This window comes from Halosaccharopolyspora lacisalsi (assembly GCF_014137975.1).
GTDB lineage: Bacteria > Actinomycetota > Actinomycetes > Mycobacteriales > Pseudonocardiaceae > Halosaccharopolyspora > Halosaccharopolyspora lacisalsi.
Map to the genome: position 1 here is coordinate 1,009,208 of NZ_JACGWZ010000001.1, position 26,018 is coordinate 1,035,225.

The 26,018-nt window shown below is 69.2% G+C and carries 26 protein-coding genes and 1 pseudogene; 20 read left to right on the forward strand and 7 right to left on the reverse strand.

What is annotated here, in order from left to right; genetic code table 11:
• Positions 1-3: 3 nt before the first annotated feature.
• The 10 genes from FHX42_RS04885 (at position 4) to FHX42_RS04930 (ending at position 10,407) form a co-directional block, all read left to right on the forward strand.
• Positions 4-795, forward strand: a complete 792-nt coding sequence (locus tag FHX42_RS04885; protein ID WP_182542928.1) for an SCO1664 family protein — start codon at positions 4-6, stop codon at positions 793-795.
• A gap of 66 nt (positions 796-861) precedes the next feature.
• Positions 862-1,797, forward strand: a complete 936-nt coding sequence (locus FHX42_RS04890) for an MBL fold metallo-hydrolase (protein WP_182542929.1) — start codon at positions 862-864, stop codon at positions 1,795-1,797.
• A gap of 45 nt (positions 1,798-1,842) precedes the next feature.
• Entirely contained in the window at positions 1,843-2,841 is a 999-nt protein-coding gene (locus tag FHX42_RS26290; RefSeq protein WP_328795905.1) for a VWA domain-containing protein, read from the forward strand.
• Positions 2,842-3,026: 185 nt separating this feature from the next.
• The gene (locus FHX42_RS04900; RefSeq protein ID WP_182542931.1) at positions 3,027-4,688 is read left to right on the forward strand and encodes a BCCT family transporter; all 1,662 of its coding nucleotides are present in this window, start codon (positions 3,027-3,029) and stop codon (positions 4,686-4,688) included.
• A gap of 60 nt (positions 4,689-4,748) precedes the next feature.
• Positions 4,749-5,984 (forward strand): cysteine--1-D-myo-inosityl 2-amino-2-deoxy-alpha-D-glucopyranoside ligase, encoded by a 1,236-nt coding sequence (mshC, locus tag FHX42_RS04905; RefSeq protein WP_182542932.1) that lies wholly within the window; start codon positions 4,749-4,751, stop codon positions 5,982-5,984.
• Positions 5,985-6,437: 453 nt separating this feature from the next.
• Entirely contained in the window at positions 6,438-7,691 is a 1,254-nt protein-coding gene (locus FHX42_RS04910; protein WP_328795906.1) for a sensor histidine kinase, read from the forward strand.
• Positions 7,688-8,131, forward strand: a complete 444-nt coding sequence (locus tag FHX42_RS04915) for a roadblock/LC7 domain-containing protein (RefSeq protein ID WP_182542933.1) — start codon at positions 7,688-7,690, stop codon at positions 8,129-8,131. The genes FHX42_RS04910 and FHX42_RS04915 overlap by 4 nt, the downstream gene beginning before the upstream one ends.
• A 19-nt stretch (positions 8,132-8,150) precedes the next feature.
• Positions 8,151-8,540, forward strand: a complete 390-nt coding sequence (locus tag FHX42_RS04920) for a DUF742 domain-containing protein (protein WP_182542934.1) — start codon at positions 8,151-8,153, stop codon at positions 8,538-8,540.
• Positions 8,515-9,102, forward strand: coding sequence for a GTP-binding protein (locus FHX42_RS04925; RefSeq protein WP_220479496.1), 588 nt, complete (start codon positions 8,515-8,517; stop codon positions 9,100-9,102). Before FHX42_RS04920 ends, FHX42_RS04925 begins: the two co-directional genes overlap by 26 nt.
• 63 nt (positions 9,103-9,165) lie before the next feature.
• Positions 9,166-10,407, forward strand: coding sequence for a styrene monooxygenase/indole monooxygenase family protein (locus FHX42_RS04930; RefSeq protein ID WP_182542935.1), 1,242 nt, complete (start codon positions 9,166-9,168; stop codon positions 10,405-10,407).
• 164 nt (positions 10,408-10,571) lie between these two features.
• On the opposite strand, the gene FHX42_RS04935 is transcribed toward FHX42_RS04930, so the two are convergent.
• A complete protein-coding gene (locus tag FHX42_RS04935; RefSeq protein WP_182542936.1) occupies positions 10,572-11,483 on the reverse strand; it encodes a PAC2 family protein in 912 nt (303 codons plus the stop codon).
• Between the two features lie 184 nt (positions 11,484-11,667).
• Between FHX42_RS04935 and FHX42_RS04940 the strand changes: the two genes are divergently transcribed.
• The 6 genes and pseudogenes from FHX42_RS04940 to FHX42_RS27615 all read left to right on the forward strand — a co-directional run.
• Positions 11,668-12,387, forward strand: coding sequence for an HAD family hydrolase (locus FHX42_RS04940; protein ID WP_182542937.1), 720 nt, complete (start codon positions 11,668-11,670; stop codon positions 12,385-12,387).
• A gap of 56 nt (positions 12,388-12,443) precedes the next feature.
• Entirely contained in the window at positions 12,444-12,707 is a 264-nt protein-coding gene (locus tag FHX42_RS04945; RefSeq protein WP_182542938.1) for a phosphoribosyl-ATP diphosphatase, read from the forward strand.
• 17 nt (positions 12,708-12,724) lie between these two features.
• Entirely contained in the window at positions 12,725-13,570 is an 846-nt protein-coding gene (hisG, locus tag FHX42_RS04950; protein WP_182542939.1) for an ATP phosphoribosyltransferase, read from the forward strand.
• A gap of 116 nt (positions 13,571-13,686) precedes the next feature.
• On the forward strand, positions 13,687-14,535 hold the full coding sequence (locus FHX42_RS04955; RefSeq protein ID WP_182542940.1) for a VOC family protein: 849 nt from the start codon (positions 13,687-13,689) through the stop codon (positions 14,533-14,535).
• A 421-nt stretch (positions 14,536-14,956) separates the two neighbouring features.
• On the forward strand, positions 14,957-15,205 hold the full coding sequence (locus FHX42_RS27610; protein WP_407926205.1) for a Scr1 family TA system antitoxin-like transcriptional regulator: 249 nt from the start codon (positions 14,957-14,959) through the stop codon (positions 15,203-15,205).
• A pseudogene (locus tag FHX42_RS27615) lies at positions 15,175-15,258 on the forward strand (DUF397 domain-containing protein); the annotation flags it as partial. The gene FHX42_RS27610 and the pseudogene FHX42_RS27615, both read left to right, overlap by 31 nt.
• An 84-nt stretch (positions 15,259-15,342) precedes the next feature.
• Here the strand turns inward: FHX42_RS27615 and FHX42_RS04965 are convergent.
• Positions 15,343-16,128: a thioesterase family protein gene (locus FHX42_RS04965; RefSeq protein ID WP_328795907.1), complete on the reverse strand. Its 786-nt coding sequence runs from the start codon at positions 16,126-16,128 to the stop codon at positions 15,343-15,345.
• A gap of 46 nt (positions 16,129-16,174) precedes the next feature.
• Positions 16,175-17,029, reverse strand: coding sequence for a RecB family exonuclease (locus FHX42_RS04970; RefSeq protein WP_182542942.1), 855 nt, complete (start codon positions 17,027-17,029; stop codon positions 16,175-16,177).
• 90 nt (positions 17,030-17,119) lie between these two features.
• Here FHX42_RS04970 and FHX42_RS04975 point away from each other — a divergent pair, with 90 nt between their 5' ends.
• Both FHX42_RS04975 and FHX42_RS04980 read left to right on the forward strand, forming a co-directional pair.
• A complete protein-coding gene (locus FHX42_RS04975) occupies positions 17,120-18,250 on the forward strand; it encodes a site-2 protease family protein (RefSeq protein ID WP_182542943.1) in 1,131 nt (376 codons plus the stop codon).
• 36 nt (positions 18,251-18,286) lie between these two features.
• On the forward strand, positions 18,287-19,162 hold the full coding sequence (locus FHX42_RS04980; protein WP_182543521.1) for a tRNA (adenine-N1)-methyltransferase: 876 nt from the start codon (positions 18,287-18,289) through the stop codon (positions 19,160-19,162).
• A gap of 133 nt (positions 19,163-19,295) precedes the next feature.
• On the opposite strand, the gene FHX42_RS04985 is transcribed toward FHX42_RS04980, so the two are convergent.
• Complete coding sequence (locus tag FHX42_RS04985) at positions 19,296-20,135, reverse strand: Rv0361 family membrane protein (RefSeq protein ID WP_182542944.1); 840 nt, start codon at positions 20,133-20,135, stop codon at positions 19,296-19,298.
• A gap of 46 nt (positions 20,136-20,181) precedes the next feature.
• Complete coding sequence (locus FHX42_RS04990; protein WP_182542945.1) at positions 20,182-20,841, reverse strand: Rv0361 family membrane protein; 660 nt, start codon at positions 20,839-20,841, stop codon at positions 20,182-20,184.
• Positions 20,842-21,415: 574 nt separating this feature from the next.
• On the opposite strand from FHX42_RS04990, the gene arc reads away from it, so the two are divergent.
• Together arc and FHX42_RS05000 are read left to right on the forward strand one after the other, a co-directional pair.
• Positions 21,416-23,209 carry a proteasome ATPase gene (gene arc, locus FHX42_RS04995; protein WP_182542946.1) on the forward strand — a complete coding sequence of 598 codons (1,794 nt, stop codon included), beginning with the start codon at positions 21,416-21,418 and terminating at the stop codon, positions 23,207-23,209.
• A 101-nt stretch (positions 23,210-23,310) separates the two neighbouring features.
• A complete protein-coding gene (locus FHX42_RS05000) occupies positions 23,311-24,264 on the forward strand; it encodes an aldo/keto reductase (RefSeq protein ID WP_182542947.1) in 954 nt (317 codons plus the stop codon).
• Between the two features lie 23 nt (positions 24,265-24,287).
• On the opposite strand, the gene FHX42_RS05005 is transcribed toward FHX42_RS05000, so the two are convergent.
• Entirely contained in the window at positions 24,288-24,725 is a 438-nt protein-coding gene (locus tag FHX42_RS05005) for an NUDIX domain-containing protein (RefSeq protein WP_182543522.1), read from the reverse strand.
• Between the two features lie 220 nt (positions 24,726-24,945).
• On the reverse strand, positions 24,946-25,971 hold the full coding sequence (locus FHX42_RS05010) for a methyltransferase (protein ID WP_182542948.1): 1,026 nt from the start codon (positions 25,969-25,971) through the stop codon (positions 24,946-24,948).
• Positions 25,972-26,018 lie beyond the last annotated feature (47 nt).

Below are 26,018 nucleotides of genomic sequence, written 5' to 3' on the forward strand. Positions count from 1 at the left end.
CCCGTGCTGGCCGACGACGTCGCCTGCGAGCTGCTGCGTCACGGAAACATCGACGTTCAGGGGCGGCTGGTGGAGGCCTCCAACGCCACGCTGTTCTGCTCGATCGAGCGGGACGGGGTGGAAGCGGAGTGCGTCTACAAGCCGGTGCGGGGCGAGCGGCCGCTGTGGGACTTTCCGGACGGGACCCTGGCCGGTCGTGAGACCGCCTCCTACATGATCTCCGAGGCCACGGGCTGGGGGCTGATGCCGCCGACCGTGCTGCGGGACGGCCCGTTCGGTCCGGGAATGCTGCAGCTGTGGGTCGATGTCGAGCAGGACTCCGGACTGGTCGACGTCGTCGCTCCCACCGAGGTTCCCGAGGGGTGGCTGACCGTGCTGCGTGCCGAGGACCCCGACGGCGATCCGGTGGTGCTGGCTCATGCCGACCACGAGCGGTTGAAGCTGCTGGCCGTGCTGGACGTCGTGATCAACAATGCCGACCGCAAGGGCGGTCACGTGCTGCACACGCCCGAGGGGCGGGTCCTCGGGATCGACCACGGGGTGAGCCTGAACGTCGACAACAAGCTGCGCACCGTGCTGTGGGGATGGCTCGGCACCGCCCTGCCCGAGCAGGCCACCGAGCGGCTCGGGCAGCTGCGTGCCGAGCTGGAGGGGCCGCTGGCCGCGCGGTTGACCGAGCACATCACCGCCAAGGAGGTCACGGCCGTGATCGACCGGGTCGACCGGTTGCTGGCCGAAGGTGTGCTGCCCGCGCCCACGGGGGAGTGGCCCGCCATTCCCTGGCCCCCCTTCTAGCGACGTAGCCGGGCGCGCCGTCGCGGGGACGTTTACGCCGGTCCCGTGGACGGTACTGATGCGGGTATGGCTTCGCGATCGTTCGCCGACCGGCTTTCCGGGCCGCGGCCGTACCTGCCCGATGTGCTGCGTCTGCTGGCGAGCGGCGGCTTCGGCCCCCACCACCCCGACGGCGATCGGGTGCCGCTGCTGCGCACCGGCCTGACACCGATCGAGAGCGGGCAGACGGCGCTGACCTGGATCGGGCACGCCACGTACCTGGTGCGGAGCTCGGAGACCTGCGTGCTGATCGACCCGGTCTGGTCGCGACGCATCCCGGGAGTGCAGCCGCGACTGACCCCTCCGGGGCTGGCCTTCTCCGAGCTGCCTCCCGTCGACGCCGTGCTCATCAGCCACAACCACTACGACCACCTCGACGCCCCGACCGTGCGGCGGCTGCGCCGGGACACCCCGGTTTTCGTGCCCCGCGGTCTCGGTGCCTGGTTCGGCCGTCGCGGATTCACCTCGGTCACCGAGCTCGACTGGTGGGAGTCGGCCGAGGTCGCCGGCATCGACGTCGAGTTCGTCCCGGCGCATCACTGGAGTCGGCGCACGCTGTGGGACACCTGCCGCACCCTCTGGGGCGGCTGGGTCATCACCGGCGAGAACGGGTGGCGGCTGTTCCACGCCGGCGACAGCGGCTACGGCGAGTACTTCGCCGAGATCGGACGCCGCCATCCCGGTATCGACGTCGCCATGCTGCCCATCGGCTGCTACTCCCCGCGCTGGTTCATGCGTTCGGTGCACATGACCCCGGAGGAGGCCGTGCGGGCGGCGCTGGACGTGGGGGCGGCGCGGATGGCGAGCATGCACTGGGGCACGTTCGCGCTGAGCCGGGAACCGCCGGTGGAGCCGCTGGTCCGGCTGCGCAAGGCCTGGTACGAAACCGGGTGCGATCCGCTCGGCCTGTGGGACCTGGTCGTGGGGGAGACCCGCGTCCTGGAGGGGGATCACGGACGGTGACCGGTTGTCGGGCGAGACCGCCGAAGGGTCGGTACCGTGTGGACGGTGACGGAATCGACGGCTCCGGTGGCCCTGAGCGCGACGCCGGACGATCTCGGCCTGGAGGCGTTGGAGCGCAGGCTGGGACCGCGCGCGGCGGTCGACGTGCGTCGTCTCTCGGGACCGGACGGACCGGCGTGTGACCGGGCAGTGCTGCGGCGTGCTTCCGACGGCGGTCTCCGGCTCGGCCCGCGTGCCGTGCGGTGGCTGGGTGAGAGCGCCCTGCGGTCGGTGATCGCGCAGTTGTGGTCGCGTCAGGACGACTGCGGCACCGACTGGACCGGCGGGGAGTCGGTGTCCAGCACGCGCCCGTGGGGATTCGACGATCTCGCGTCCCGAGACGCCGCGCGTGCCGTGCCGCGCCGGTCCGGGGAACCCCCTCCCGGCCTTTCGGACCTCGAAGTCACCAACACCGGACAACGTGGTCGGGCCGCCGTCGCGCTGTGCGTGGACACTTCGCGGTCGATGGTGCGGGGCGGACGGTGGGTCCCGATGAAACGCACCGCGCTGGCACTGCACCACCTGATCTCCACCCGGTACGGAGCGGACACGTTGCGGCTGGTCACCTTCGGCGGCCACGCCTCGATCGTGGACATAGGTGAGCTGACGGCGTTGGAGTGCGCGTGGGAGCAGGGTACGAACCTCCATCACGCGCTGCTGCTGGCGGATCGCCACGTGCGTGGAAACCCCGGCGCGCAGCCGGTGGTGCTCGTGGTCACCGACGGTGAGCCGACGGGACACCTGGAGCCGGACGGCCGGGCGACGTTTCGGCACCCGTCCGCGGCACGCACCCTGGAGGTCACGCTGTCCGAGATGGACGCGCTGATTCGGTTCGGGGTCACGCTCAGCGTCTTCATGCTCGGTGAGGACGAGCGGCTGGCCGCTTTCGTCGACACGCTCGCGCGCCGGAGGCGGGGTCGTGTCGTGGCGCCCACCGCCGCCGGTCTCGGCGCCGCCGTCGTCGGCGACTACCTGCGCACCAGACATCACGGCCGACCGAGCTGAGTGCGGTCTCCACGAGGGGAGGACACCGCGTTTCCGGGAATGCGAATTACCGCTCAGCGAAATCGAAAATGACTCGCATTCACTCCGAGTTTCGCGATCGGACGCAGAGGGGAATCATGGCCCCAGCCCGAGTTCGAGGGAGGTCTTCGGTCCTGTCGTCAGCGACATGAGTTCACGAGGTCGTCATGGTCAGCACCAGGCACACCAAGGAAAGCAGGATCGACCCCGTCGTGTTCGGCATCTCGATGGGGCTGATCGTGATCTTCTGCTTGATCGGCGCGATCTTTCCCGAGCGGCTCGGCGATGACGCCGACGCGGTGCTGACCTGGATCGTGGGCAACCTCGGGTGGGCGTTCATCCTGGCATCGACGGCCTTCGTCGTCTTCGCCCTGTTCCTGGCGTTCAGCCGGTACGGTCGCATCCCGCTGTCACGCAGCGGTGAGGTTCCGGAGTTCTCCCGGATCTCCTGGGTGGCGATGATGTTCAGCGCCGGGATGGGAATCGGTCTGATCTTCTTCGGCGTCATGGAACCGGTCGCCCACCTGGCCGAACCGGCGCCGTGGCTGGAAGTGCGAGCGGGTTCCCCGGACGCGGCGCGGCAGGCCATGGGCTACACGTTCTTCCACTGGGGCCTGCACCCGTGGGCGATCTACGCGGTGGTGGCGCTGGCGCTGGCCTACTCCACCTACAGGATGGGGCGGGGCAACCTGCTCAGCGCCCCGTTCCAGTCGCTGTCGCGCAAGGAGAACGTCGCGAACACCTGGTGGGGCAAGTTCATCAACATCTGGGCGATCGTGGCAACCAAGTTCGGCGGAGCCACGTCGCTGGGACTGGGCGCCCTGCAGATCGCGGGCGGTATCTGGCTGTTCACCGGCATCGGTGCCGGGTTCAGTCAGCAGGGCGGGACGAAGAACATGGCGTTCCTCGTCATCCTGGTGCTGGTCGTCTTCGCCATCCTCTCGGCGGTCAGCGGTGTGGCCAGGGGCATTAAGTGGCTGTCCAACACCAACATGGTCCTGGCCGCGGTGCTGGCGATATTCGTCGTGGTCGTCGGGCCCACGGTGTTCATCCTCAACATGATCCCCGACGGCTACAGCGCCTACCTGACCAACCTCGTCGAGTGGAGCTTCCGCGCCCCCACGTTCGGCGGGGTCGACTGGATGACCGACTGGACCATCTTCTACTGGGCGTGGTGGATCTCCTGGACCCCCTTCGTCAGCACGTTCATCGCCCGGATCTCGCGCGGGCGCACGATCCGCGAGTTCGTCCTCGGCGTGCTGATCGTGCCGACCGTGGTCTCGTCGCTGTGGTTCATCGTCTTCGGCGGCGCGGGCATCAACCTGCAGATGGCCGGGCGAGCCGACATCGCCGGTGCTCCGAACGAGGCGGTGGCGTTCTTCACGGCACTGGAGCAGTACCCGCTGTACGCGATCTCCGGCGGCGTGGTGATGTTCCTCGTGGCGATCTTCTGGGTCAGTGGTGCCGACGCCAGTGCCCTGGTGCTGGCCACGCTGTCCTCCCGGGGGATCACGGAACCGTCGCGGTGGCTGACGGCCCTGTGGGCGGCCATGAGCGCCGCCGTGGCGGCCGTGCTGCTGTACGTGGGAGGACTGGACGCCCTGCAGACCTTCACCATCATCGTCGCCTGCCCGTTCGTGGTGGTCATGATCGGGTTGTGCTGGGCGCTGTACGCGGACCTGCGGCGCGATCCGCTGCGTCAACGACCGGCCGGGCCGATGCGGAGCTACCGGCTGCCCGCGGAGGAACAGTCCGCGCCCGGGGGCGGCGGTGAAGGTGGATCCGTCCCGGAGGAACCCGTCTCCGACTCCGGAGTCGCCCGCGAGTAGGCGCCGCCGGATCTTCGACCGGGCGGCGTCGGTCGCCGACCGACGATTAGGCTCGGAGGCATGCAACCCTGGTCCTCGGTTTCCGTGCCCAGTGTGCCGGGAACAGCTCGTCAGCTGAGACTGTTCGACACCGCCGCGGGTGAGCTCCGGCCCCTGACTCCCGGTTCATTGGCGCGCATGTACGTCTGTGGCATCACTCCGTACGACGCGACGCACCTGGGCCACGCGGCCACGTACCTGGCCTACGACCTGGTGTACCGCCTCTGGCTGGACAACGGCCACGAGGTGCACTACGTGCAGAACGTCACCGACATCGACGACCCGTTGCTGGAGCGCGCCGAGCGGGACAACGAGGACTGGGTCGTGCTCGGTATGCGGGAGACGGCACTGTTCCGCGAGGACATGGCTGCCCTGCGGGTCCTGCCCCCGCACGACTTCGTCGGTGCCGTCGAGGCGATGCCCGAGATCGTGCAGGCGGTGAGCAAGCTGCTCGCCTCCGGCGCAGCCTACCGCGCCGACGACGAGTACCCGGACATCTACTACAGGCACGACGCCACGGGTCGCTTCGGCTACGAGTCCCGCTACAGCCGGGAGCGGATGGAGGAGGTCTTCCCCGACCGGGGTGGAGACCCCCAGCGGGCGGGCAAGGAGGACCCGCTCGACGCCCTGCTCTGGCGCCAGGCCCGCGAGGGCGAACCCAGCTGGGACTCCGAGCTCGGTGCGGGCCGGCCGGGATGGCACCTGGAGTGCTCGGTCATCGCGCTCAACCGGCTCGGCCTCGGTTTCGACCTCCAGGGCGGCGGGTCGGACCTGGCTTTCCCCCACCACGAGTTCAGCGCCGCCCACGCCGAGGCGCTCACCGGGGAGCACCCCTTCGCCCGGCACTACTCGCACGCGGGCATGGTCGGGCTCGACGGCCAGAAGATGTCCAAGTCCCAGGGAAACCTCGTGTTCGTCTCGCGCATGCGCGGTGACCGGGTCGATCCGATGGCCCTGCGGCTGGCATTGCTCGACGGGCACTACCGCAGCGACCGGTCCTGGACCGCCGACCTGCTCACCGGGGGCGCGGCGCGGCTGGCGCGCTGGCGGCAGGCGGTCGCGCTGGAGTCCGGGCCGGACGCGGGCGAAACCCTCGACCGACTCCGCGAGCGGCTCTGCGACGATCTCGACACCGAAAACGCCCTGCGGGTCGTCGACGAGTGGGTGGAGCGGGCCATGGCCGGGCAGGGGGACGCCCCGGAGGCACCGAGCGTGATCCGCCGCGCCGTGGACGCTTTGCTCGGCGTCGCTCTCTAGGAGTTTCCCCCGGCGATCCGAGCGTCCGGATCGCCGGGTCTCGGAGTGAATTCCGCCCTCGGGAAAGGCGACTCCTCGGGCGTCGAAAAGTGAGATATTGCACTGGCTTTCGGTGAAACGCGCCCGAGGGCTTCCGCATAAAGGAAGCCGTCAATGCGACGTAGCGTGACCAATCCGGCGGGTTGGCCTGTCGAATCGATGGCACCGAGTTAGCAGCGCATGGTTGCGCTGCGTAAACGGATCGGCCGGTAATTGCGTCCGCAACAGACCGTCGCGTCTGTTATCGCGTTTTGTCGTCGGGTGCCGTGCAAGGGGTGTTCGACGGCGTCGCGTCCCTTTGTCGTAAAGCGGTGCCCCTTGTGGACTTCGGCGTCTTCGTCTGGTTGGATCCCGAGTCATGAATCGCCACGTTGTCCGGATCGCTCACGCGTGCGTGGGATGCGAGGTGAGCCGGTGACCCGCGTCCGGGACATGCTGGAACGCTCCCGCCGGTCGTTGCTGGCCGGATCCGCCCGAGAGCGGCTGGAGGGTCCGACCAAGCAGCTGCTGCAGCGGTCCCGCCAGTCCGTCGCGCAGTTCGTCGCTCCGACGACGCCGAAGCAGCCCAGTCCCCAGGAGGTGCTGGCCGGGGTCTGTTCGAGCGTGGCCCTGCGCGACCTGAACCTGGTGGACTCGCTGCTGGAACAGCTGGAGCGGATGGAGGCCGACGAGGACGACCCCGACTCGCTGGCCAGCCTGTACAAACTCGACCACCTGGCCACCCGGTTGCGCCGCAACGGGGAGAACCTGCGGGTTCTGGCCGGCCGTGACGCCGGGGAGAACATGGACGAGGCGTCCTCGCTGGTCGACGTGATCCGCGCGGGCATGTCCTCGATCGAGCACTACTCGCGCGTGGAACTGGGAAAGATCTCCAACCTCGGCGTGGTGGGTGTGGCCGCCGACGACGTCAGCAGGTTGCTGGCCGAGTTGCTGGACAACGCCACCTCCCATTCGCCCCCCACCTCCGCGGTCACCGTCAGCGCCCACCTCACCGAGCAGGGCAGTGTCATGGTGCGGGTCGAGGACTCGGGGATCGGGCTGCCCGCGGCCAGGCTCTCGGCGCTGAACGAACGGCTGGCCAGCACCCCCGTGCTGGACCGCGACGCCGTTCGGCACATGGGGCTGGCGGTGGTCCGGCGACTGGCGAGCAGGCACGACATCAGCGTGTGGCTGGGTCGGCGCGCTCCCCACGGCACGACGGCCTCGGTGCTGCTTCCCGAGTCGCTGGTGCACGAGACTTCGGTGCCCGCGAAGCGCCAGGTTCAGGTCTCGGAGAAGCCCGAACCGGCCCGTGCGCAGCGTTCCCCCGACGCGGCGTCCCCGCAACGCCCGACGACCGGGCCGGTGACGCGGGCGCGGGCCGCCGAGCGGACCGAGAGGACCGGGCAGACCGGCAAGACGGAGAAGACCGGCAAGACCGAGCAGGCCGAGCAGGCCGAGCAGAGTTCGACCACCCCCAACGGGCTCCCCCGCCGAGTACCGCAGAGCCTGAAGGGCGCCGCGGACAACGGTCCCGCCGCCGTGGACAACCACGACCTCACCGAATCCGAGCAGCGTGCCGGCCACGAACAGCTGCTCGCCGATCTCGGCGACTTCGCCGAGGGCGAGCAGGCCGCCCGCCAAGACACTCCCCCCGACGACACGACCCACCGAAGGGCCGAGCAGTGACCGCCGCAGACAGTAGTACCGATCCGCAGAACTTCGACTGGTTGGTCGACAATTTCGTGGAACGGGTCCACGGAGCCACTCACGCGCTGATCCTGTCCTCGGACGGATTGCCGCTGGCGTGCTCCTCCTCGGTTTCCAACGATGAGGCGGAGCAGCTGGCGGCGATCTCCAGCGGGATGCTCAGTCTCGCTCACAACGGCGCGGCCCTGTTCGACAAGGGCGGTTGCGAGCAGATCATCATCCGGCTCGGGCAGGGTTACTTCCTGTTCATGGGTATCGGCGCCGGCGCGGGGCTGGCGGTGCTGACCTCCTCGGAGGCCCAGATGCGGGTGGTGGCCTACGAAATGACGCAGTTCATCGAGAACACCGGTCACGCACTGACTCCGGAGGTGCGTGCCGACCTACGACGCGTGGTCACCGCTCGGCGACCCCGTGACTGAAACGGTGAAGGAACGCCTCATGGTCATCCGATCCGACGAACCCGGCGATGCTCCCGGCGGCCGGGAAGTGCGCAGTCGCAGGGTGCGTCCCTACGCCCTAACCGGCGGCCGCACCCGCTCGCGACACCAACTGCTGGTGGAAACGATGATCTCGGTGCCCTCCTACGACGCCGAGTTCGCCGAGACCCTGCTGCCCGAGTCGCGGTCGCTCTACGAGAACGCGCGCAGCCCGGTCTCGCTGGCCGAGCTCTCCGCGTCGCTGTCGATTCCGCTGGGGGTGATCAGGATCCTGGTCAGCGACCTCGCGGCGGAAGAGGCGGTCTTCATCCACCCCACCGGCCACACCTACCAGTACGACCACACCATCCTCGAGAGGATTCTCGATGGGCTCAACAAACTCTCCGCATGACGCCGAGCTCATGCTCTCGGCGAAGATCGTCGTCGCCGGTGGGTTCGGAGTCGGTAAGACCACGTTCGTCTCCTCGGTCTCGGAGATCCCGCCGTTGAACACCGAGGCGTGGATGACCGAGGCCAGCGAGGGCATCGACGAGACGGACCCCGCCGGGGAGAAGACCACCACGACCGTGGCCATGGACTTCGGGCGCGTCGAGCTGCACGCCGATCTGATGCTCTACCTGTTCGGCACGCCGGGCCAGGCCCGGTTCTGGTTCCTGTGGGACGACCTCGCCCGCGGCGCGCTGGGCACGATCGTGCTCGTCGACATCCGCCGCATCGAGCAGTCCTTCGCGGCGATCAACTACTTCGAGCACGACTCGGACGTCCCCTTCGTCGTGGCGCTGAACCTGTTCGACGGCGAGCTCACCCACGACGTGCAGGAGGTTCGCGACGCGCTCGCGCTGGACCCGGACGTGCCGTTGGTGACCTGCGACGCCCGCGACCCCGTTTCCACAGTGGACGTTTTGCGCGCGCTCGTGACGCACACGATGCGAATGAGCGTGTCGCCGGTATAGACCGTCAGGGCTTCCGTAGCGGTATCGAACAGCAGTGCCAGACACGAGGGAGAACGACCGGGAATGCGTAAGATCCTGATCGTGGGGGCGGGCCAGGCCGGGCTGCAGCTGGGTCTGAGCCTGCTGGACCACGACTACGACGTGACGGTGATGTCGGCCCGCACTCCGGAGGAGATTCGCGGCGGGCGGGTCATGTCGACCCAGGCGATGTTCCACACCGCGTTGCAGTACGAACGCGACCACAAGCTGAACCTGTGGGAGGAACCGGCGCCCGCGATCGAGGGTTTGGGCGTGTCCATAGCCGCCTCCGACGGGTCACGGGCGCTGGACTGGGTCGGAGTGCTCGACAACTACGCCCAGTCGGTCGACCAGCGCGTCAAGATGCCCGGCTGGCTGGAGCTGTTCGAGGACCGCGGCGGCAAGGTCGTCTTCCACGGTGTGACCACCTCGGACCTGGATTCGCTGACGAGGCACTACGAGCTCGTGGTGGTGGCCGCGGGCAAGGGCGAACTCGTCCAGCTCTTCGGCCGCGACGCCGAGCGCTCGGTGCACACCGAGCCGCAGCGGGTGCTGTCGGTGTCCTACGTCCACGGTGCCGAGCGGCGCCCGGAGCACCCGGACATGGACGCGGTCCGGTTCAACGCGGTGCCCGGTGTGGGGGAGCTGTTCGTCATCCCGGGCTACACCTTCAGCGGCCCGTGCGAGATCCCGTTCTTCGAGGGTCTTCCGGGGGGTCCGCTGGACTGCTGGTCGGACCGCCCGGGGCCGTCCGAGCACTGGGGGCGGATGCTGGAGCTGATGCGGCAGTACGTGCCGTGGGAGTACGAGCGGTTCAAGGGCGCCGAGCTCACCGACGGCCAGGCCACGCTCAGCGGGGGCTACACGCCCGTCGTGCGTCATCCCGTCGGCGAACTGCCCTCCGGCGGTGCCGTGCTGGGAGTCGCCGACGTGGTGGTGGCCAACGATCCGATCACCGGGCAGGGGTCGAACAACGCCAGCAGGTGCGCGGCGGTGTACCGGGACAGCATTCTCGAACGGGGTGATCAGCCGTTCGACCGGCAGTGGATGCGGGACACCTTCGAGCGGTACTGGGAACGGGCCGAACCCGTCACGAGGTGGACCAACGCCATGCTCCAGCCGCCGCCGGAACACGTGATGAACCTTTTCGGCGCGGCCGAGAGCAACCCGGTCATCCGCAACCGGTTCGCCAACGCCTTCGACGATCCGTCCGATTACGACGACTGGTTCCTCGACCCGAAGTTGGCCGAGGAATACCTGCGGCAGGTTTCCGAAACCGAAGAGTGAGTCTTGCCCGAAGGGTGAGTCCTGTGGAAAACCAGCACCCCTGTGGATAGCCGCTCTCGTGGTTTCCCAGTTTCGCGCGAAACTGGGAAACCACGAGAGCGGGGGAGACCGTCGTCGTCCCGGTCGCCTCCCGGATTCACGGGTGTGCCGAAGCGGTGCGCCGGTCAGCCGGGTCCGGGGCCGGTGGGGCCCTTGCCGCCGGGACCGCCGGGCCCGCGACGGCGCAGGTAGCGCTCGAACTGCTCCGCGATGGCATCGCCGCTGGTCTCGGTCATGCTGCTCTCCGCGTCACCGCGTTCCTCGAGGGCGCGCACGTAGTTGCGGACGTCCTCGTCCTCCTCGGCCATCTCGCTGACCGTGCTCTCCCACTCCTCGGCCCGCTCCGGGAGGTTGCTCAACGGCACCTCCGTGTCCAGCGTTTCCTCCACCCGGTGCAGCAGGGCGAGAGTGGCCTTGGGCGAGGGCGGCTGCGACACGTAGTGCGGGACGGCGGCCCAGAACGAGATCGACGGAATCCCGGCCCGCACGCACATGTCCTGGAAGACGCCCACGATCCCGGTGGGGCCCTCGTAGCGGGACTGGTTCATGCCGAACCGGTTCGCCGAGTCCTCGTCGTAGGCGGCTCCGGTGACGGGCACCGGCCGGGTGTGGGGTGAATCGGCGAGCAGGGCGCCGAGGGTGACCACGGTACGAGCGCCCACGCTCTCGATGAGGGAAAGCAGCTCGGTGCAGAAGGCGCGCCACCGCATGTTCGGCTCGATACCGTGCACCAGAACCAGATCGTGGGTCGATCCGGGCGGTCGACACACGGACAGGCGGGTGGTGGGCCACGTCACCTCGCGTGTGAGTCCCTCCGTCAGGCGCACCGTCGGCCGGGAGACCTGGAAGTCGTAGTACGGGTCCGGGTCGATCTCGGTCCACGAGGACGCGTCCCAGGTGAGCTGGAGGTGCTCGATCGCGGTGCTGGCGGCGTCGCCGGCGTCGTTCCAGCCTTCGAAAGCCAGTAAGATCACGGGATCGGTCAGCTCCGGCGGCTGCGTGGGTGTGTGCTCGGTGGGCGGATCGCGATCGGTCACCGAGCCAGCGTACTGCGAAAGGAAACCCGAAGCGTCCGGCGCCCGGCCGATAGCCCCGGGTGGGAGTGATCACACGACGGTACGGGTCGAGGTAGGCGGCTTTTAGGCTGGGCAGCATGGTCTGCCTGCCGCCGCCGGATGCTGTTCGGCACTGCCCGACACCTCGCTGCCGGGGCGGTGTCTCATGACCGAGACACGCGCGGACCCGGCGCGTGGTGAGCCCTCCGGAACGGGACCGGCCGCGGTGCTGTTCGACATGGACGGGACCCTGGTCGACTCCGAGAAGCTGTGGAAGATCTCGCTCGACGATTACGCCGCGTATCGCGGCGGTGCCATCAGCGCCCCCACGCGTGCCCTGATGGTGGGCTCGAACATGGAGCGCAGCATGGGGCTGCTGCTGCGGGACCTGGAGCTGCTCAGTGGTCCCTCCGAGGTCGAGGCGGCCGCTCAGTGGGTTGCCGGCCGCACCGCCGAGTTGTTCAGGCAGGGACTGTCCTGGCGTCCGGGAGCGCGGCGGCTGCTGCGCGGGCTGCGGGACAGGGGCGTGCCGACGGCGCTGGTCACCTCCACCATCCGGCCGTTGACCAAGATCGCCCTGGACACCCTCGGACACGACTCGTTCGACGCCACGGTGTGCGGTGACGAGGTGGAGGGCCGCAACAAGCCGCATCCCGAGCCGTACCTGCGGGCCTGCCGGATGCTCGGTGTCGATCCGGGCGAGTGCGTGGCCGTCGAGGACTCACCGACCGGGGTCAACTCGGCGGTCGACGCGGGCTGCACGGTCGTCGGTGTGCCGTGTGAGGTGCCGTTGGAGCCGGGGGAGCGGCGGGTGCTGTGCGACTCCCTGGAGCAGCTCGACGGTGCCCTGCTGGCCGAGGTGCTGGCCGGTGGCCGGCTGCCCTGATGGTTTCGGAGACCACCATCGGCCCGTCGGACGGCGGGATGCAAGGATCGTACCCCGTGAAGACCTTCGACGAGTTGTTCACCGAACTGCTCCAACGCGCCGACAGCCGCCCCGATGGCTCGTCGACGGTGGCCGCGCTCGACGCCGGCATCCACGCTCAGGGCAAGAAGGTGCTCGAGGAAGCCGGTGAGGTGTGGATCGCCGCGGAGCACGAGTCCGACGAGCAGCTGGCCGAGGAGGCTTCGCAACTGCTCTACCGCCTGCAGGTCATTCTGCTGGCGCGCGGGCTGTCCCTCGACGACGTTTACCGCTACTTGTGACGAAGGAGAACGAGTCCATGCTGCGTGTGGCAGTGCCCAACAAGGGCACGCTGGCCGGTCCCGCCTCCGAGATGCTCGCGGAAGCCGGGTATCGGCAGCGCCATGAGCAGCGGGACCTGACCGTGCTCGACGGCGACAACGACGTCGAGTTCTTCTTCCTGCGGCCCAAGGACATCCCGGTCTACGTCGGCTCCGGCGAGCTCGACATCGGCATCACCGGCCGCGACCTGGCCATGGAGTCGGGGGCCCCGGTGGGCGAACGGCTCTCGCTCGGTTTCGGCGGTTCGACCTTCCGCTACGCCGCGCCCAACGACCGGGACTGGTCCGTCGAGGCGCTCGCGGGCAAGCGGATCGCCACCTCCTACCCCCAGCTGGTGCGCAACGACCTGGCCCGGTACGGGGTCGGCGCCGAGGTCATCCACCTCGAGGGCGCCGTGGAGATCTCCATCCAACTCGGTGTGGCCGACGCCATCGCCGACGTCGTCGGCTCCGGCCGGACGCTGCGCCAGCACGGTCTGATCGCCTTCGGCGATTCGATCTGCACGTCGGAGGCGGTGGTGGTCGAGCGCGACGGTTCCGACGACGCGCAGGCCAAGGACCAGCTGATCGCGCGTCTGCAGGGCGTGGTCTACGCCCAGCAGTACGTGATGCTGGACTACAACTGCCCCCGGGAACTGCTGGACGAGGCGATGACGATGACGCCGGGGCTGGAGTCGCCGACGATGGCGCCGCTGGCCGACGATCGCTGGGTCGCCGTGCGCGCGATGGTCTCCCGCCGGGAGGCCCCGGCGATCATGGACCGGCTGGCCGCGGTCGGAGCCAAGGCCATCCTGTCCTCCGACCTGCGCGCCTGCCGCCTGTAGAACACGGCTTTCGGCGTCCGTCGTCGTCGAATTGCCCCATCACCCCCACGCCGACCGCTCGTGCGCGCATAATGGAGCAGAAAACCTGATCTTGAGTGTGGACCGGGGGTTGCCGGATGCGTGTCGTAGTACCGGGGCAGACGCCACCGCGGTGGGATCTCTACGCGGGGATGCCGTGCTGGATCGAGCTGGTCACCACCGAGCCGTGGCGGGCGCGTGATTTCTACGCCGGGCTCTTCGGTTGGGAGTACGAGCCGCGCGGGGAGTCGCGGGGCGACGATCACGTGATCGCCTTCCGCGACGGGTTCCCCGTGGCCAGCATCCGCACCGCCGAGCAGGGGGCCTCCGAGTGGCGGCTGTTCCTGGCCACCGCCGACCGCGCCGCGGTCACCCGGCAGTCCGAGGAGCTCGGGGCGACGGTCACGGTTCCCCCGGCTCCCGTTTCCGGCGTCGGCAGCAAGGTGGTCCTGAAGGGACCGTCGGAGGCGGAGTTCGGCCTGCTGGAGCCGGAGGACTCCTGGCAGTTCGACGTCGGTCTGCCGGGAACCCTGATGTGGGCGGAACTCGTCACCATCAAGGCGCAGATGGCCGATCACTTCTTCGGCGAGCTGTTCGGGTACTCCTCCGAGCAGTTCGGCGTCGACCACCAGTTGGACTACTCGGTGTGGTACCTCGGTGACGAGTCCGTGCTGGCCCGGGTCAGCATGATCCGCGAACACATCACCGCCGACTCCCGCCCGCACTGGCTGATGTACCTCGGCGTCGATCCGGACGTCGGCACCGAGGAGCTCGTGCGGCGGGCCATCCAGCTGGGTGGCCGGGTGAGGGTGAACCCCTACGACTCCAGCCTCGGCCGGGCCGCCGTGCTCCGCGATCCGGTGGGTGCGAGGTTCGCGATCGTGGACGCCACCCAAGCGCCCGGCGACTACGCGAGCGCGGCCAACTACGATCCCTACGACGACTGACTGACCCGACGGCGACGGGCCCTGCGGCGACGGGTCCTGCGGCGGCTGAGGCCGTGTCCTGAGGTTCCCGAGGGGCGAAGTAACCGCCCTACCACTTTCGGTGGTTACTCGATTCGCGCGAAATCGGGTAACCACCTGCACCGGTTACGGCAGTTACTTCTTGCGGTGTGATCAGGAGGGGGAGCGGGTGCGCGGGGTCGGGAAGGAGTGAGTGCTTCGCGGCTACGAGCCCGGGATCGTTCCCGGTCCGTTGCGAACCCCGGCTCCGTGCGGGCCGTCATCGAGGAGTGCGATGGCGCGTGGTGGACTGCCTCGGACGAGGAGCGTGAGGAGCGCACCGCGTTCCGGTCGGCCCGCCAGTCCAGATTGCTGAGCTCGCCCGAGCTGAACACCGCTCGCTTCGTCGGCCGCCGAGGACGCACTGCGTGCGGTGGCGGGCGGCCCCGAAGTCATGCAGGAACAACTGCGGTACCCGCTACGTCTGACCCACGAACGTGATGCGCTGGAATTCCGGGTACTGAGCAGCGACACCCCGCGCGATTCCGCACGTGGTGGTTTCACCGTCTTCGGCTTCGGCGGCAAGGGTGCACCGGTCGGCTTCCCCACGACTCTGCTCGGCCGTTCACCTACTACGGCGATGAAGGTGACAACTGCGTCGAGGTGCGCATGACGGGAGCGCGGACCCGGGTGCGGGACTCCAAGCGTCCGGACGAGGCCGTGCTCGACCTCGCCCCGGGTCTTCCTGGCCTCGCTGCGACAGCACTGGCCGCCCACCCCCGGGCCCCTCCCCAGGAGCCCCGGTCGGAATCACCGCCGGGCGAGCAGCAGGGCCTGCATCGAGTGGCCCACGGCCCCCGCGGTGTCGTGCAGGACGCTGTGGGCGACCCCGGAACCCTCCGGACCGAGCGTGGTCCGCGCGTCCAGCCCGACCCACTCGCCGACCGGTTCACGGTGCAGGTGCACGCTCAGGTCGGTGTTGGCGAAGGCCCACTCGCGGAAGTCCAGTCGGCTGGAGATCCCGCTGGAGCAGTCGGCGACGGCGAACAGGCGCTGCAGCGCCGTGGGGTCCTCCCCGCCGATCAGGGGCATCCGCGGTCGAGCCCACACCCGGGCGTGCCCGGTCCCGGGAACGGCCTCGTCGGCGGTGCGCCACTCCAGGGCTTCCGCGTAACCGCCCGTCCAGCCGTCCGGTAACGGCATCGGTGCGCAGGACTCCGGGGAGTCGAGGGGCTCCGCGTCGTCGGCGGCGATCGCGGCGGTCTCGGAGCGCACCATGCGCCAGGCCCTGGCCGTCGCGGCGGTCCGCCCACCGGAGGACAGCTCGGCGGCGACGAGCTCGACGGAGCGGCCCGGACGCAGCACCTCGGTGCGCACCTCGACCTCGTCCACCGGCACCGGACCGAGGACGTCGACGGTGACCCGGCGGATCGCCGTGCTCGACTTCGGTTCGCACCGCTCCAGCTCCCGGACCAGCAGCGCCGAGACGGGACCGAGGTGCTGGGCCTTGTCCGACCACGGGCCGACCGTGTGCTCGGTGGCCCTGTAGTGGCCGGTGTCGAGTCGTTCGTAGAAGACGTCGGGGGACGTGCTCACCGTGTTCAACCTCTGGGTCCCTCCTCTTGGGGCGTCCTCGGGGGCCTCAGTCCGTGCGGTCCAGCAGCGTTTCGGTACCGGGCTCCGGTTCCGGCCAGCCCGGGTACGGCGGCGGGGTGCCCCCGTGCGCCGGGCACAGCGGTTTGTGATCGCAGTAGTCGCACAGCCGCGAGGGGTTCGGCCTGAAGTCGCCCGTGCGGCCCGCGCGCAGGATGGCCTGCCAGATCGCGTCCAGCGTGCGCTCGAAGCGCCGCAGCTCGTCCTCGTCCGGCGTGTAGGCCAACGACTGCTTGTCGGCCAGGTACATCAGCAGCAGCTGGCGGGGGAGCTCGCCGCGGCTGCGCCAGAGCACCAGGGCGTAGAACTTCATCTGGAACAGGGCCTTGCCCTCCCCGACCTCCCGGGGAGCGGCTCCGGTCTTGTAGTCGACGAGCCGGATCTCCCCGGTGGGGGCGACGTCGACCCGGTCGACGAAGCCGCGCAGCAGCACGCCGCTGTCCAGCTCGGTCTCCACCCGCAGCTCGCAGGACTCGGGGTCCAGGCGGCGGGGGTCCTCCAACTCGAAGTAGGAGTCCAGCAGGCCGCCGGCCCTCTCCAGCCAGTCGGCCAGCTCGGTCTCGTCGCCGAAGAGCTCCCCCAGCTCCGGTTGTTCGTCGCGGATCTCCCGCCAGGCCGGGCGCAGCAGCTCGTGGGCGTGCTCGCGGTCGCGTTCGGAGACGGGGAGGGTGAACAGCCGTTCCAGCACAGAGTGCACGACCGTGCCGCGCACCTGCGCCTTGGTGGGGGTCTCCGGAAGTCGGTCGACCGCGCGGAACCGGTACAGCAGCGGGCACTGCTTGAAATCACCGGCACGCGACGGTGACAACGCCGGGCGCCGCGTCCGGGCGGAATCGTTGGTCATCCCCCGCACCCTAGAGCAGACCCGTGACGTGTTCGTGCGGGCCAACGGTGGGTTACCGGTGTTGTACGGGTGGCGTTCTACGCTGCGTGCATGGCCACCACATCAGGACAGGATCGGGGCGGGCTGCTGCTCTGCCGCGTCGCGGGCGTACCGGTGCTGCTGTCACCGTCGTGGTGGCTGGGTGCCGCCTTGATCGTCCTGTTCTACACACCGCTGGTCGGTCGGCTCCTCCCCGGCGTGGGGGTGTGGGCCGCCGCCGTGATCGCCGCGACGTTCACGGTGCTGCTGGCGGTGTCGGTGCTGCTGCACGAACTCGGGCACTGCCTGGTGGCGCTGCGGCTGGGGCTGCCCGTGCGGCGGGTCCGGCTGTTCCTGCTGGGAGGCATCTCGGAGATATCGCGCACTCCGGCGAAGCCGCGCCAGGAGGGCATGATCGCCCTGGCCGGCCCCGTCGTCTCGCTCGTGCTGGCCGCGGCCACCGGCCTGGGATGGCTGGCCATGAACGCCGGTGGGGCCACCTGGCTGCTGGTGGCCCAGACCTGCGTGGCCAATCTCGCCGTCGGGGTGTTCAACCTGCTTCCCGGGCTGCCCCTCGACGGCGGGCGGATGCTGCGCGCCCTGACCTGGTCCGTGACCGGGAGGCGCCACACGGGCACCACGGCGGGCGTCATCGGCGCTGCGGTGGTGGCCCTGGGCTTGAGCGTGTGGGCGATCGCGGGACTGGTCGGTGACGTGCGGGGGCAGTGGTTGAGGCTGGCGGTGTGCGCGCTGATGGCGTGGTTCGTCGTCGCCGGAGCGAGGGCCGAGTACGCGGCCGAGCAGCGCAGTCGCCGGCCGGAGGGGATACGGCTGCGGGAACTGGTGCGCCCGATCCTGCAACTGCCCGCCGAGAGCCCGGTCGGGGACGCGCTGACGGCCGCGGCCGGCCGGGGCGTGGTCCTGGTCCGCGCCGACGGGGTCGCCGTCGGGCTGCTGGACCGGAACGCGGCAGAACGGCTGGTGGCCAGCGCTCCGCACGAGCCCGCCGAGCGGGCCGCCGAACCCGTCACCCCGGAAACCATCGTGCTGGACAGCGAGCCCACCGACGAGGTGATCGAGCGGGTCCGGCACGTGCCGGCCTGGCAGTTCCTCGTCGTCGACGAGCAGGGGAGACCCAGCGGCGTGCTGCGCCGCGAGGAGCTGCGCGAGGCGCTGAACTCGGAGCCGCCCGGCGGCGGGTGACTGCTCGCCGGTCTCGCCGGGGCCTCTGCGACGATGATGCGCCGTGTGTACGCAGAGGTTTCGCAGGAGGTTTCAGCAGACGTGAGCACCGTCAGTGGGCAGTTCCAACCCGGCGACCGGGTGCAGTTGACCGATCCGAAGGGGCGGCGCTATACGGTCGTGCTCCGGGAGGCGGGGGAGTACCACACGCACCGCGGTGTGCTGGCCCACGACGACCTCATCGGCAAGCCGGAGGGCTCGGTGGTCGCGTCGGCGGGAGGCACCTCGTTCCTCGCCGTTCGTCCGCTGCTTTCCGACTACGTGCTGTCGATGCCGCGCGGTGCGCAGGTCATCTACCCGAAGGACGCCGCCCAGATCCTGATGTGGGGCGACATGCGGCCCGGCGCGCGCGTGCTGGAGGCCGGTGCCGGCTCCGGGGCGCTGACGTGTTCGCTGCTGCGGTCCGTCGGTGACGAGGGCAGCGTCCTCTCCTACGAGGTGCGCCAGGACCACGCCGAGCACGCCGAGCGCAACGTGGAGCGGTTCTTCGGCGAGACGCCGTCGAACTGGACCCTGCGGGTCGCCGACCTCAACGACTACGTCGACGGCGAGGTCGACCGGGTGGTGCTCGACATGCTCTCGCCCTGGGACGCGCTGGACACCGTCCACGCCAACCTCGTGCCCGGTGGGGTGCTGGTGGTCTACGTGGCCACCACGACGCAGCTGTCCCGGGTCACCGAGGCGCTGCGCGAGCAGCAGTCCTGGACCGAGCCGCAGTCGTGGGAGACGATGCTGCGCCCCTGGCACTCCGTGGGCATGGCCGTGCGCCCCGAGCACCGCATGGTCGCCCACACGGCGTTCCTGCTGGTCGCCCGGCGCCTGGCCGACGGCGTCACGCCCCCCAAGCCCCAGCGCCGCTCCGGCAAGGGCTGAGGGTGATGGTCGCATTGTAGTGAAAAAGACCACGCGGAGCGGAAGGAATCCGGTTTCGGGAGGAACAGGATTCCTTCCGCTCCGCCGAGATCATGTGTCCCGCGTGGGGCGGAGCACGGTGCATGCGAGCTCGCTACAGCGGACCGCTCCCCCCGGAATCGCAGATCTTCCACTGGCCTTCCTCGACGACCATGTTGAATTTTTCATCCAGGGACTGGCTCTCGTTGAACGAACGTCCCATGATGGTCACGTCAAATTTCATTTGGCCGCTCACCTTGGCTGTGGCCGTGTTGTCGCCGTGATCCGTGACCTTGTCCAGACTGAGATCGAACTTCATGCCCTCGACCATTTTTTTGGCGATCTCGGTCGGAACGCCTGATTGCTCGGCTATTGTGTCTGAAAAGTTCCCCTGTGTGAGCTTGTTGAATCCCTCGCTGTTGTTTTTCATTTTTTCGCAGGCCACTCCTGTGAGCGCGGAGAAGTTCTTCGCCTTCATGTGGTCGACGAACTGCTGGGCCACCGGACGGGGGCTTCCGGGACCGCCGGTGAAGACGAGGACGAGGGTGACGATCAGGCCGATGACGACGACACCACCACCGGCGCCGAGGCCGATGAACAGCCCCTTCCTGCTCTTCTTCGGCGGCTGCATCTGGCCGAAGCCGCCGGGCTGCTGGCCCCAAGCCTGCTGCTGCCCGTCCCAGCCGGGGTAAGGGGAGTTCTGCGGGTACTGCCCGCCGGGCTGCTGCCCCCAGGCGGGTTGTTGTTGCCGGGGTCCGCTCGGTGGGAACTGCCCGCCCTGCTGCGGCTGCGGCCCGCTGGGCGGGAATTGCTGACCGTAACCCGGCTGTTGGGGCCCGCTCGGCGGGTACTGCCAGCCCGGCTGCTGGCCGTACTGCCCCGGCTGGGGTTGCCCCCAACCCGGTTGCCGGCCGTAGGGATCGCCCTGGCCGGGTTGCTGCGGTGGGTGTGTCATGAGGTTCCCCCCGATTCGTTGTTGCTGTTCCGAACTTTGCCGCGCGCTACGCGTCGAGGTCGCAGACCTTCCACTGCCCGTTCTCGACCGTGAGTCCCAGCGTCTGGTCGACCCGCTGGGACGTCCCCCCGAGCGAGAAGGTTCCCGTTATCTCCGCCGTCGCCGTGTCCCCCGTGCGGTTGACCTCTCCGAGTCGCAGGTCGAGCTCGCCCGCCTGGAGCATGGTGAAATGCCGTTCGACCGCGGAGCGGTTCTTCCGGCAGACCCGGTCACCGAGTGCGTCGAGATCTCCCGCGTTGAACTTGTCCACCACGGTCCGCGCTGTGGGACGAGCCGAGCCCGGCCCGTCGAGGAACAGGAAGTGGCTCCCCGCCCCGGCGCCGGCCAGCGCCAGCACCGCGATCAACCCGACCACCCACGGCCGCCGGGGCCGGCGCGGGGTGCGCTCGATGTCGCCGAGCCCGTGAGGCTCCGGCTCCGGCGCGGAGCGGTCGTCGCCCGCGCCGTTCCAGTCGGGCGGCGGAGGTGGGGTCGATCGATCGGGCCGCTGCCCCGGCTGCTGGGCCGGTGGTGCCGGTCCGGGGTCCCGCGAGACTCCCCACCGGGGGTACTGGTCGCCGTAACGGCCCGGCTGCTGCCGTGCCGGATCAGCTTCGGGCTGCCGCCCCCACCCGCCAGAACCGGGCTGTTGCGGCGGAGGGGTCATGGTCTCTTCTCCCGAGGAAGCTGCTGGATCTGTCGTGCGCGGCGTTACAAGTAGACCAGAAGCGGCCTCTCGGGTGTGCCGAGTATGAAACTTTGTCACGGATCACGGCGCCCGCCCTCCGCTCGCGCCCCGCGGGGCCGGTCGAGCGCGAGTGGCGGGCGGCGCGAGCGGGGAATATCGTCGTCGCGCGCCGTGGTTGTCCCGGTGAACCGGGACAACCACGGCGCGGTGGTCCGATGTTCCGAATCATGGGAAAAGCGCCCTCGCTCTCCACATGGTGGGAACACGAACATCTCCGTGGCGATCGGTGATGGTAACTCGGTGTGAAAGAGATACGGGGTGTTCATGGCACCGTTGGCAAACCGTGACCGAAGTCCCTCGCGTGGTTCGAATGGGCCAGGGTGTTGACGCACCGTGAGCGAGTGGCCGTCGGGAGATTCACCGGTTTTGGCCTCATTCATGGGGATTCGCGGACTTTTGTGGCAGTCTGGACCGTCCGGCGACTTTGACGGCGCCGCGTCCGTTGAAGATCGCCGGTACCGTGGTGCTACGAGCACGGGAGGAGGGTGCCGACATGCAGCACGAGCGTCCCGGCAACCGGCCTGATGAAGGCGGGGAGCAGAGCGAGGCCGGCAACGCCGAGCTCAACGACCAGATTCGTCAGCTCGAGGACGAGGTGACCACACTTCGCCGTCAGCTCAACGAGTCGCCCCAACAGGCCCGGGTGCTGGAAAAGCGGCTGGCCGAGGCATCCGAGCGAGTGAGTCAGCTCACCGAACGGAACGCCAAACTCACCGAGACCCTGAAGGAAGCGCGCAGCCAGCTCACGGCCCTGCGCGAGGAAGTCGACCGACTCGCCCAACCCCCCAGCGGGTACGGCGTGCACCTGAACAGCTACGAGGACGGCACGGTGGACGTGTTCACCTCCGGGCGCAGGATGCGGGTCGCCGTGTCGCCGAACGTGCAGGTCGAGGACCTGCAGCTCGGTCAGACGGTGCGCCTGAACGAAGCGCTGACCGTGGTGGAGGCGGGCACCTTCGAACGTACCGGGGAGGTCTGCACCTTCCGGGAACTGCTCCCCGTCGAGGACGCGGGTCAGCACGCGCGAGCGCTGATCGCCGGGCACTCCGACGAGGAGCGCGTGGTCTGGCTGGCACCTCCGCTGCTCGACGTGGGACTCAGGTCGGGCGACTCCGTGCTGGTCGACAGCAAGGCGGGCTACGCCTACGACACCGTGCCCAAGTCCGAGGTGGAGGATCTCACCCTGGAGGAGGTCCCCGACGTCGGCTACCACGACATCGGCGGTCTGGGAGGCCAGATCGAGGAGATCCGGGACGCGGTGGAGTTGCCGTTCCTGCACTCCGACCTGTACCTGCAGTACCAGTTGCAGCCGCCGAAGGGCGTGCTGCTGTACGGCCCGCCCGGCTGCGGCAAGACGCTCATCGCCAAGGCCGTGGCCAACTCGTTGGCCAAGAAGGTCGCCGCCTCCCGCGGGGACGAGGACGGTCAGGCGAAGTCGTACTTCCTCAACGTCAAGGGGCCCGAACTGCTCAACAAGTTCGTGGGCGAGACCGAACGGCACATCCGGCTGATCTTCCAGCGGGCGCGGGAGAAGGCCTCCGAGGGCACGCCGGTGCTCGTGTTCTTCGACGAGATGGACTCGATCTTCCGGACGCGTGGCAGCGGGGTCTCCTCCGACGTCGAGACGACGATCGTGCCCCAGCTGCTCAGCGAGATCGACGGTGTCGAGGGCCTGGAGAACGTCATCGTCATCGGTGCCTCCAACCGGGAGGACATGATCGACCCGGCGATCCTGCGTCCCGGCAGGCTCGACGTGAAGATCAAGATCGAGCGTCCGGACGCGGAGGCGGCCAAGGACATCTTCTCCAAGTACCTGACCAAGGACCTGCCGATCAACGAGGAGGATCTGCGCGAGTTCGGCGGCGACCACGTCACGACCATGGACGCCATGATCCAGACAACGGTCGAGCGGATGTACGCCGAGACCGACGAGAACCGGTTCCTGGAGGTCACCTACGCCAACGGTGACAAGGAGATCCTGTACTTCAAGGACTTCAACTCCGGGGCCATGATCCAGAACATCGTGGATCGGGCCAAGAAGGCCGCGATCAAGTCGGTGCTCGACACCGGGCAGCCGGGCATGCGGGTGCAGAACCTCCACGACGCGATCGTCGACGAGTTCGCCGAGAACGAGGACCTGCCCAACACCACCAACCCGGACGACTGGGCCCGGATCTCCGGCAAGAAGGGCGAGCGCATCGTCTACATCCGGACCCTGGTCAGCGGCAAGAACCAGGAGACCGGTCGGGCCATCGACACGGCCACCAACACCGGCCAGTACCTGTAAGCGACGAGTTCGTTTCGGGGCCGCCCTCGCCGAGGGCGGCCCCGAAACGCGCGGGACGCGTCGGGTGTCGATTCCGCGCCGCAGCGGTTATGTTGCGAGCCATGACGCACGCACCGCGCGACCCGGTCGATCGGATCGGTGTGGGGCTGGCGGCGCTGGGCAGGCCCGCCTACATCACCGAGGGACGTACCGGGGTCCTGCCGAGCGAACGCAGCGTGGCCGCGATGTGCGAGCGCACGCGCGCGGTCCTGGACGCGGCCCACGAGGCGGGTGTGCGCTGGGTGGACACGGCCCGTTCCTACGGCAGCGCGGAGCAGTTCCTGTCCGAGTGGTTGCACGAACGCGGGCACACCGACGTCGTCGTATCCAGCAAGTGGGGTTACGCCTACGTGGCCGAGTGGCGGATGGAGACCGAGGTCCACGAGGTCAAGGAGCACTCCGTCGAGCGCTTCCGGGACCAGTGGCCGATGAGTCACCGGCTGCTCGGTGAACACCTGCGGCTGTACCAGGTGCATTCGCTGACCGAGGACAGCCCGCTGTTCGAGGACGCCGCGCTGCGGGACGAGCTCGCCCGGCTGCGCGACTCCGGAGTGCTGTTGGGGGTCTCGGTCAGCGGCGCGGGGCAGGCCGAGGCGATCGAGGCCGCCCTGCGGCTGCGCGCCGGTGCGGAACCGCTGTTCGGTGCCGTCCAGGCGACCTGGAACTGCTTGGAGCCGTCCGTGGGCGGGGCACTGGCGCGGGCGCACGAGGACGGCCGGCACGTGCTGGTCAAGGAGACGCTGGCCAACGGACGGTTGGTGGTGCGGCCTCCCGCCGGGCTCGCGCGGGTGGCGCGGCGTCACGGCGTGTCCGCGGACACGGCGGCGCTGGCTCACGTGCTCGCGCAACCCTGGGCGGACACGGTGCTGGTCGGGCCTGCCAGCGTCGAACAGTTGCGCAGCAACCTGGCGGCGTGCTCGGTGTTGCTGGGGGACGACGATCTCCACGATCTCGCGCCGTTGGCTACCGACCCGGCGACGTACTGGGGCGAACGCGCACGGCTTCCCTGGCATTAGGCCGCGGAGGACGGCTTGGGCCGTCACGAACCGTGCGTGGCGAACCATTCCTCGATGAACTGGCGACCGTCCGGGACGAACGGCCACTCGGGGTCGTCGAGCCGGTGGCGCAGCTCGTCCAGCCCCGTCCACCAGCCCGCCGCGACCTCGTCGGGCTGGTGGACGATCGGGCCGTCCCAGGCGATCTCGTAGCAGAAGGCGTGGAACCGCACGGTGCCGCGCTGGTGCACCGTGCGGAACAGGAACCGTGGAGTCCCGTGGATGCCGAGTTCCTCGCCCAGCTCGCGCGCGGCGGCCTCGGCGGGTGATTCGTCGGCGGCCACCACGCCACCGGCCCAGCAGTCGTGCAGGCCCCCGTAGATCTCCTTGGTGTCGGTGCGGCGGTGCACGTACACCGACCGCCCGTCCGAGGAACGCACGAGTACGGCCGTCGCCGCGTGCCACAGGCCGGCCTCGCGCATTCTCGCGCGGGTTGCCGAGCCCACGGGCTCGCCGCCCGGGTCGTAGACCGCCACGCGTTCCTGCTCATGGATCACACCAGCATCCTCGCACGGTGATCCAAGATTCTTTCGAAGCAGCGGGGCCGCTCGCCCGACGGACTCGACCAGCATCGCCGGGGTGTGACGATTTTCCCTAAAGTTGTGCCACAACTTTAGGGAAAATCGCACCACCGTGCACTCGTTACGCGGGTTTGGTGCCGATGACCGCTCCGTTCGCGCTGGGCGCGTCGAAACGCACCGTGTGCACGTCGGTCAGTCCGGCCTGCTCCAGCCAGTGGGTGTACTCGGCGGCGGTGTAGTTGCGGCCCCACGTTTCGACGAGCATGTTCAGGCTCATCAGCGCCGCGTCCGGCGGGCCCGCCTTGTCGTCGTCGACGAGCAGTTCGCACACGATCAGTTTCCCGCCGGGGCGCAGCGCACCCACGCACTTCTCCACCAGCTCCCGGCACTGCTGCGGTGCCCAGTCGTGCAGGATCAGCGACATCAGCACGGCGTCGTTGCCCCCGGGGAGCGGGTCGGCGAAGAAGTCGCCCGCGACGTAGTCGATCCGGTCGCCGACCGGTGCGGTCTCCAGTCGTTCCTGTGCGGGCGCGGCGACCTCGGGGCGGTCGAACACGGTGGCCCGCAGCCGCGGGTAGGCCCGGCACAGCTCGATGGCGAAGGCCGCCGTCCCGCCGCCGACGTCGAGGAGCCGCTCGCTGTCGGAGAGCTCGAGGTACTTGGCGGCCTCGGTGCCGGTGTTGCTGGCCAGCGAGTGCATCGCCTGCTGGAACTCGGTGTGGAAACCGGTGTCGTCGACGTCGAACAGGTCCTCCTGCCGCGAGTCGGCGTCCCAGGTGGCGGGCAGGTCCGAGCGCACGGAGTCGCTCAACTTACCCCAGCCGGGGTAGAGACGTTGGTCGGAGTAGGCGACCCAGCCGCCGAAGTAGTGCTCACCACCGGTGACCAGATAGGTCTCGGACAGTGGTGAGTTGGCGTAGGCCTCGCCGTGCTTGTCGAGCAGCTCCAGGGAAGCGCAGGCGGTCAGCAGCATCTCGGCCGGGCGGTGGGGGATGTCCAGGACCTCGGCGAGGCCCTCGGACGTGAGCGGGCCGTGTTCGGCCAGGACGTCGAAGACACCGATCTCGTGAGCCGTGGAGAGTGCCTTGAAAGCCCAGAAGCCGCTGCAGAGGCGCATGAGGGGCATGACGGACGGTTGTGCGGTCATTCTTCTCCTCGCGAAAGTGATTGAATGATCAACTTTCTAGCACGAGG

What these genes read in the sequence shown, in the direction of transcription:
- FHX42_RS04890 (WP_182542929.1), top strand. Translation starts at nt 862, where the DNA reads ATGGCTTCGCGATCGTTCGCCGACCGGCTTTCCGGGCCGCGGCCGTAC.
- FHX42_RS04900 (WP_182542931.1), top strand. Translation starts at nt 3,027, where the DNA reads ATGGTCAGCACCAGGCACACCAAGGAAAGCAGGATCGACCCCGTCGTG.
- mshC (WP_182542932.1), top strand. Translation starts at nt 4,749, where the DNA reads ATGCAACCCTGGTCCTCGGTTTCCGTGCCCAGTGTGCCGGGAACAGCT.
- FHX42_RS04920 (WP_182542934.1), top strand. Translation starts at nt 8,151, where the DNA reads ATGGTCATCCGATCCGACGAACCCGGCGATGCTCCCGGCGGCCGGGAA.
- FHX42_RS04925 (WP_220479496.1), top strand. Translation starts at nt 8,515, where the DNA reads ATGGGCTCAACAAACTCTCCGCATGACGCCGAGCTCATGCTCTCGGCG.
- FHX42_RS04930 (WP_182542935.1), top strand. Translation starts at nt 9,166, where the DNA reads ATGCGTAAGATCCTGATCGTGGGGGCGGGCCAGGCCGGGCTGCAGCTG.
- FHX42_RS04940 (WP_182542937.1), top strand. Translation starts at nt 11,668, where the DNA reads ATGACCGAGACACGCGCGGACCCGGCGCGTGGTGAGCCCTCCGGAACG.
- hisG (WP_182542939.1), top strand. Translation starts at nt 12,725, where the DNA reads ATGCTGCGTGTGGCAGTGCCCAACAAGGGCACGCTGGCCGGTCCCGCC.
- FHX42_RS04955 (WP_182542940.1), top strand. Translation starts at nt 13,687, where the DNA reads ATGCGTGTCGTAGTACCGGGGCAGACGCCACCGCGGTGGGATCTCTAC.
- FHX42_RS04970 (WP_182542942.1), bottom strand. Translation starts at nt 17,029, where the DNA reads ATGACCAACGATTCCGCCCGGACGCGGCGCCCGGCGTTGTCACCGTCG.
- FHX42_RS04975 (WP_182542943.1), top strand. Translation starts at nt 17,120, where the DNA reads ATGGCCACCACATCAGGACAGGATCGGGGCGGGCTGCTGCTCTGCCGC.
- FHX42_RS04980 (WP_182543521.1), top strand. Translation starts at nt 18,287, where the DNA reads ATGCGCCGTGTGTACGCAGAGGTTTCGCAGGAGGTTTCAGCAGACGTG.
- FHX42_RS04985 (WP_182542944.1), bottom strand. Translation starts at nt 20,135, where the DNA reads ATGACACACCCACCGCAGCAACCCGGCCAGGGCGATCCCTACGGCCGG.
- FHX42_RS04990 (WP_182542945.1), bottom strand. Translation starts at nt 20,841, where the DNA reads ATGACCCCTCCGCCGCAACAGCCCGGTTCTGGCGGGTGGGGGCGGCAG.
- arc (WP_182542946.1), top strand. Translation starts at nt 21,416, where the DNA reads ATGCAGCACGAGCGTCCCGGCAACCGGCCTGATGAAGGCGGGGAGCAG.
- FHX42_RS05000 (WP_182542947.1), top strand. Translation starts at nt 23,311, where the DNA reads ATGACGCACGCACCGCGCGACCCGGTCGATCGGATCGGTGTGGGGCTG.
- FHX42_RS05005 (WP_182543522.1), bottom strand. Translation starts at nt 24,725, where the DNA reads ATGCGCGAGGCCGGCCTGTGGCACGCGGCGACGGCCGTACTCGTGCGT.
- FHX42_RS05010 (WP_182542948.1), bottom strand. Translation starts at nt 25,971, where the DNA reads ATGACCGCACAACCGTCCGTCATGCCCCTCATGCGCCTCTGCAGCGGC.